Here is a 7,137-nt window from a genome sequence, read left to right as displayed (position 1 = left end):
GTGATAAATCTGTAAAAATTGCTGGTGACGTGTTTACGAACGACATCATTTACTATATGAGAACGCAACACAATTTATTTGTAGGAGAAACTACTGCAGAAAAAATTAAAATACAAATTGGCGCTGCGATTGAAGACTTAGAAAGTCCTCCTGAAGATATGTCGGTTCAAGGACGAGATTTGTTAACTGGGAAACCAAAACAAGTTGACGTTTCTTACAGAGAAATTGCTAAAGCATTAGATAAATCTATTCAAAGAATTGAAGATGCTATTATGGAAACGTTATCTCAAACACCACCAGAATTAGCCGCAGATATTTACAACACAGGTATTTATTTAGCCGGTGGAGGTTCTATGTTAAGAGGTTTAGATAAACGAATTTCATTGAAAACAGATTTACCTGTTTATATCGCCGAAGATCCATTAAGAGCCGTTGTAAGAGGAACTGGAATGACGCTTAAAAACTTAGCGAAGTACAAAAATATCTTAATTAAATAAGCACGTAATACATGCAGCAAATTATAATTTTTCTTATAAAAAACAGCTATAAATTGCTGTTTTTGCTGCTTTTGGGTATTTCATTAACGCTTACAATTAAATCACATTCTTATCATAGAAGTCAGTATATTAATTCTTCTAACGCATTTTCAGGTTACACGTATAGCCAAATAAATAGCGTTAAAGAATATTTTGGACTGCAACAAAAAAATGAAGATTTAGCTAGAGAAAACGCACGGTTAAAAGAAATTTTATTCAACAAAAAAGACACAATTTTAGAAAGTAAAATTGTAGTACCGAATATTTTATCGGATTTTGTTGTGAGACAAGCAAAAGTGATAAAAAATTCTTACACCAAACAAGAAAACTTTTTAACGTTAAGTAAAGGTTCTTTTGAAGGTCTGAAAACCGATATGGCTGTGATTAGCGATAAAGGTGTGGTTGGAATTATTGAAAAAACATCAAAAAACTTTGCTACAGTAATCAGTATTCTTCATACTAAAAACCCATTAAACGGAAAGATAAAAAATTCTGATCATTTTGGTTCTATAACCTGGGATGGGAAAAATGCTGGATATGTACAACTTATTGATGTGCCAAAACTTGCCACATTAAAAAAAGGCGATACTATTGTAACTGGAGCGCAATCTGCGATATTTCCTGAAAACATTCCAATTGGAAAAATCGAACAAATTTTTGCCGAAAAAACCAGTAACAAATTTGTTATCAATGTAAGACTTTTCAACGATATGACGTCCCTTGGCTATGTGTACGTTATTGAAAATAAAAAGAAAAAAGAAAAAGAAGCGCTGGAAGAAGCAACAGAAAAAGATCCAACTAAGTAATAATGAACAGTAACTTCATTTTAAATTTAATCCGTTTTATTGTTTTGCTAACAATACAAATTGTTGTGCTTGAACAAGTGAAATTAGGCGGTTGGATTAATCCTTATTTGTATGTGCTTTTTATAATTTTATATCCAATTAACTCTAATAAATCTGGTTTTTTAGCCGCAAGTTTTTGTTTGGGATTAATTATGGATTTATTTTGTGATAGCGGAGGTGTACACGCAACTGCTTCATTACTTTTAGCCTATTTTAGACCTTTCTTCTTAAAGTTTGCATTCGGTTTAAGTTACGAATACCAAACCATCAGAATAGCTGATAAACTATCTGTAGACCGATTTACGTTTATTATGTCTGCAATTGTTTTTCATCATTTAATACTTTTTAGTTTAGAATTATATCGATTCGATTTGTTTTTTGAAATCATCACGAGAACAATTCTGAGCACTATTTTCACATTTGCAATTTGTATTATTAGTATTTACTTGATTAAACCTAATAAACGATGAGAAAGACTTTATTACCAACCCTTATCATTATATCATCTATCCTGTTATTGGTTCGTCTTTTTTATTTACAAATTATTGATGATACCCTAAAAATAAAATCGGAAAACAATGCCATTAAAATAAAATTCGATTTTCCAGAACGTGGTTATATTTACGATAGAAACGGTAAACTTTTAGTTGCCAATCAGCCGTCATATGACATTATGGTTGTTCCAAAAGAGGTGAAAGAAATTGACACTCTTGAATTTTGTACTATTCTTCAAATCACTAAAGAAGAATTTATAGAAAAAATAGAAAAAGCAAAAATTTATAGTCCAAGATTACCTTCTCTTTTTCTTTCACAATTAAATAAAACGGAATTTGCTGGATTTCAAGAAAAAATAAGAAAATACAATGGTTTTTATATTCAAAAACGTTCTTTAAGAGAATATCAAACCATTCATGGTGCCAATATTTTTGGATTTATTACACAAGTAAATGATGCAATAATTAAAGATAATCCTTATTATAAAAGTGGTGATTTAATTGGTCGTCAAGGAGTTGAAGAAGCTTATGAAGAAATTTTACGGGGTGTAAAAGGAGTAAAATATATTCTAAAAGACAAACACAATAGAGAAATTGGCTCATACAAAGAAGGGAAATTTGACACAATTGCCAAACAAGGTAGCGACGTGACCCTTTCTATAGATGGAGAATTGCAAAAATATGGCGAAGAATTAATGATAAATAAGCGCGGTGGAATTGTAGCTATAGAACCAAGTACGGGTGAAATTCTAGCTTTAGTTACCGCTCCATCTTATGATCCTGCTTTGTTGGTAGGTAGACAACGTTCAAAAAACTATACAAAATTATACAATGATTCCATTGCTAAACCTTTATTTGACAGAGGATTATTGGGTGAATTTCCTCCTGGGTCTCCTTTTAAAATTCTTACCGGTTTAGTAGGATTACAAGAAGGTGTAATTGACACCCAAACGTCATTTACGTGTAGCCACGGATTTTCTTATGGGCGTGGTGCATTTATGCGATGTCACTGTCCAGGTGGTGTAGTGCAATTAAATTTTGGTATTTACAAATCTTGTAACACCTATTTTGCAAATGTTTACAAGCGCACAATTGAAAAATATAAAAGACCAAAAGATGGAGTTGATGCTTGGGCTAATCACTTAAAAAGTTTTGGTTTAGGAAACTTTATGGGTTATGATTTACCTCCTGGTAGAAAAGGACATATTCCAACTTCTAAATTTTATGAGCATTTTTATCCCAATGGCGGATGGCGTTCTACTACTATTATTTCAAATTCAATTGGTCAAGGGGAAGTTTCTATGACACCTATTCAATTGGCAAATATGATGGCGACTATTGCAAATAGAGGTTACTATTTTACTCCTCATATCATCAAAAATATAAAAGGCAAAAAAATTGATTCAAAATACACCACCAAACACGTCACAACAATTAACAGAAAATACTTTGATCCAGTTGTAAATGGTTTATTTGATGTATACAATAAAGGAACTGCTTTTGGATTAGGAGTTGATGGATTAGAAATTTGTGGAAAAACGGGTACTGCTGAAAATTTTGCCAAAATAAATGGAAAACGCGTTCAGCTTGAAGACCACTCAGAGTTTGTAGCTTTTGCACCAAGAATTCGCCCGAAAATTGCCATTGCAGTGATTGTAGAAAATGGACATTTTGGAAACACTTGGGCTGGGCCTATAGCTACTTTGATGATTGAAAAATATTTAAACAAGAAAATTACTCGAAAAGATTTAGAAAAACGAATGTTAGAAGGGAATTTAAATTATCAATATCGAAAATTATATCCGAGTAAAGATTCAATACACAAACCAAAATTAAATAGTGCTGATTCGCTTCGAATGAAATTAAAATCGAAAAAAGAAACGGACGCAGAAAAGAAGAAAAAAGAAGCAGAAAAGAAAAAATAATTTTTTATTTTTAACATCCTCCGCTCCTAGAAGTCTCCTGACTTCTAGGATGTGTTTTTCGGTCTCGAACCGAATACTAAAGTTCGGAGAACTTTCACCAACACCACGAAGTTAGAAACTTCGTTGAGCAGAAAGTAATCATTAAAATATTATATCTAAAATTCAAAAATAAAAAAGGAAAATTAAGTCAAATGAAAAACCAAGATATAAGTAATTCCATCGATTGGATAAGCATTTTTTTGTACTTCATACTCGTTGTTTTTGGATGGATGACTATTTATTCCGTAACGGTTCCTGCAAATCAAGAATACACATTTGATTTTAGCCTGAATTATGGAAGACAAATGATTTTTATGCTTATTTCTATACCCATAATATTTTCGATTTTATTTATAGATTCTAAAGTATTTGAACGATTTTCTCCTGTGTTTTATGGAATTGGAATTGCACTACTTTTAGGTTTATTCGTTTTTGGAGTAAGTAAAAAAGGACAAACCAACTGGTACCAATTTGGAGGATTTGGTTTTCAGCCTTCCGAGTTTGTAAAAACCGCTGTAGCCTTGCTTTTATCTAAATATTTGAGCGATGCGCAAGTAAATTTAGCCAAAAAGAACTTTCAATATATTGCTTTTGCTATTATTGGGCTTCCCGTAATACTCATTTTATTACAACCCGATACTGGAAGTGCAATGATTTTTTTATCCTTAATTTTTGTTTTATTTAGAGAAGGATTACCAGGTTGGTATTTATGGACTGGAGCCATTTCAATCGCTACTTTCCTTTTAGCGCTTATCATTAAACCCATATATTTAATTTCATTTATTGGAATATTTATGGTGATTCATTTTATATTTAATCGACTGATTTCTCGGAATCCTATTGTTTACGGATTAATTTTTATCGCAATTTCACTTTTTTCCTTTTCGGTTAGTTATGTATATGATAAAGTTTTAGAACCTCACCAAAAAGATCGTATTAATGTGCTTTTAGGAAAAGATGTAAATATGAAAGCTGAAGGATACAATTTAAATCAATCTATGATTGCCATTGGTTCAGGTGGATTTTTTGGCAAAGGCTATTTAGAAGGCACTCAGACAAAAGGTGGTTTCGTACCAGAACAACACACCGATTATATTTTTACCACAGTAGGTGAAGAATGGGGTTTTGTAGGTAATGTAATAGTAATTGGATTATTTGTAAGTTTATTTTTACGAATATTATTCCTAGCAGAACGACAAAAAACAAGATTTAGTAGAGTGTATGGCTATTGTGTCGCCACGTATTTATTTACCCACTTTTTTGTAAATATCGCTATGCTTATACGATTGTTCCCAACTATTGGAGTACCACTACCCTTTTTCTCCTATGGTGGTTCCAGTTTATGGGCGTTTACCATTATGCTATTTATTTTTATAAAATTAGATGCGAATAAAGTTAATGAGTGGTAACATTCGTTTATAACATAATAAGAAAGCCATTCAAATTGAATGGCTTTCTTATTATAAATCTTTAAACTATTTTGAAGCTAATTTTTCTTTTACTTTTTTATCTTTTTTAGTTTTAACAACAGATTTGTTTATATCTAAAACGGTTAAATCAGTAAGTACATTTAAGGTCTCAGTCATATAAATATCTTTAACTAATTCCGCGTGCCATCTTTCACGTTTCTCTTTAAGTAATTCGTCATTCGCCATCAATTCTAATTCGTAGGGTAACGAAGTAAAATTAAGGTTGTTTTTATATTTTTCAAGACTCTTGAATTTTTTAGTTTGCGATTCAATATCGGCAATTTCTTTTTTATACGCAGCATAATTTAAACTTATAGAATTGTCTTCTTTTCTATCATTAATCCATTTTGCATTTTCAGAAATTAAATTAAAGTTATCATTAGTCGCAATTCTTTTTTTACTATTTGCAATTACTTTTTCAAAGTTTAGATCTAAAGGTGTATAAATCGCTGGCTCAATTTTATCCCAAGGTAAAGCACTTTTTTCATCTTTTTCACCTGTTTCCATAAAACTAAAACGATCTGGCATTATAATATCACTTTTCACACCTTCTAATTGTGTAGAACCACCATTAACTCTGTAAAATTTCTGAGTGGTAGTTTTTAAAGCACCTAAATCGCCATATTGATTTCCACGAACAAACTCGTTTAATTCAAATACATTCTGAACTGTTCCTTTTCCGTATGATTGTTTACTTCCAATAATAATTCCTCTATTATAATCCTGAATTGCAGCTGCAAATATTTCTGAAGCTGAAGCTGAATAATTATTAATCATTACTACTAAAGGGCCATCCCATTGAACTTTAGGATCTGAATCTGGTAAAATTTGAGCCTTACCACCAGCTGGTTTTACTTGAACCACAGGACCTTTATCAATAAATAAACCTGTCATTTTAACTACCGTTTCTAATGAACCTCCTCCATTGTCACGTAAATCCATTACAATACCCTCAACGTTCATAGCTTTTAATCTTTCCACTTCAATGGCTACATCTTTAAAAGCATCTCTGTTTAATTTGTTTTCAAAAGACTGATAAAATTTCGGTAAATATATCACCCCAAATAACTTCCCGTCTTTATTAACTACAGAAGATTTAGCAAATGTCTCTTCCGTTTCTACTTCATTTCTTATAATTGGCACTACTTTTACCGTACCATCTACTTTTTTAACAGTAAGTTTTACCAAAGTCCCTTTAGGTCCTTTTATTTTTTTAATCACATCATCTAAGCGCATTCCAGCAATATCTATTGGTTCCTCGTTAGCTTGAGCAACTTTAATAATAATATCTCCTTGTTCTAATAATTTTCCTCGCCAAGCAGGACCTCCACTTATTAGTTCTGACACTTCAATGCCTTCATTTTTCTTTTGTAAACGCGCACCAATTCCTTCATATTTTCCACTCATACTTACATCGAATTTTTCTTTATCTTCAGGAGAAAAATAATACGTATGTGGGTCGTATTGCGTTACAATTGCATTGATATAAACCGTAAACCAGTCTTCACGTGTTAACTCGGCAATGAAACTAAAATTATTATTCAAATTACTTTCTGTAGTTTTTCTTGCCGTGATTTCTAATTCTTCAAATGATTTTGGTTCGGTTTTTTCAGCCGGTTTTTCCTCTTTAGCAGCACTCGATTCATCTAAAATTCCAGAATTTATAGCATTTTGAATGTCTTCTTTATCTGTAATATCACTCAAAACGGCAAGTTCTAATTGCTTTCTCCAACGCTGATCTAAATCTTTCATAGTCGCAGCATACGGCAGTTTTTCATAATCTACATTGATGGTTTCATTGTCATTTAAATCCAAAGGTTTTGAAAGAA

The 7,137-nt window shown here is 31.7% G+C and carries 6 protein-coding genes; 5 read left to right on the top strand and 1 reads right to left on the bottom strand.

Annotated elements, in window-relative coordinates; genetic code table 11:
- From ACIQ11_RS07645 to rodA, 5 genes are all read left to right on the top strand, one after another.
- The coding region (locus ACIQ11_RS07645; protein WP_396154076.1) for a rod shape-determining protein at nucleotides 1-497 on the top strand (497 nt) is incomplete at its 5' end.
- A gap of 11 nt (nucleotides 498-508) precedes the next feature.
- The gene (gene mreC / locus ACIQ11_RS07640; protein WP_353079502.1) at nucleotides 509-1,342 is read left to right on the top strand and encodes a rod shape-determining protein MreC; all 834 of its coding nucleotides are present in this window, start codon (nucleotides 509-511) and stop codon (nucleotides 1,340-1,342) included.
- 2 nt (nucleotides 1,343-1,344) lie between these two features.
- On the top strand, nucleotides 1,345-1,851 hold the full coding sequence (locus ACIQ11_RS07635; RefSeq protein ID WP_396154075.1) for a rod shape-determining protein MreD: 507 nt from the start codon (nucleotides 1,345-1,347) through the stop codon (nucleotides 1,849-1,851).
- Entirely contained in the window at nucleotides 1,848-3,800 is a 1,953-nt protein-coding gene (locus tag ACIQ11_RS07630) for a peptidoglycan D,D-transpeptidase FtsI family protein (protein ID WP_396154074.1), read from the top strand. The genes ACIQ11_RS07635 and ACIQ11_RS07630 overlap by 4 nt, the downstream gene beginning before the upstream one ends.
- Before the next feature lie 191 nt (nucleotides 3,801-3,991).
- A complete protein-coding gene (gene rodA / locus ACIQ11_RS07625) occupies nucleotides 3,992-5,248 on the top strand; it encodes a rod shape-determining protein RodA (RefSeq protein WP_396154073.1) in 1,257 nt (418 codons plus the stop codon).
- A gap of 66 nt (nucleotides 5,249-5,314) precedes the next feature.
- Here the strand turns inward: rodA and ACIQ11_RS07620 are convergent.
- Nucleotides 5,315-7,137, bottom strand: a 1,823-nt coding sequence (locus tag ACIQ11_RS07620) for a carboxy terminal-processing peptidase (protein ID WP_396154072.1), incomplete at its 5' end; no start/stop codon positions are given.

It is taken from the genome of Flavobacterium sp. (assembly GCF_044361065.1).
In the GTDB taxonomy this organism is placed as follows: domain Bacteria; phylum Bacteroidota; class Bacteroidia; order Flavobacteriales; family Flavobacteriaceae; genus Flavobacterium.
Note: the sequence above shows the minus strand (reverse complement) of the source record. Positions and strands in the feature narration are given on the sequence as shown.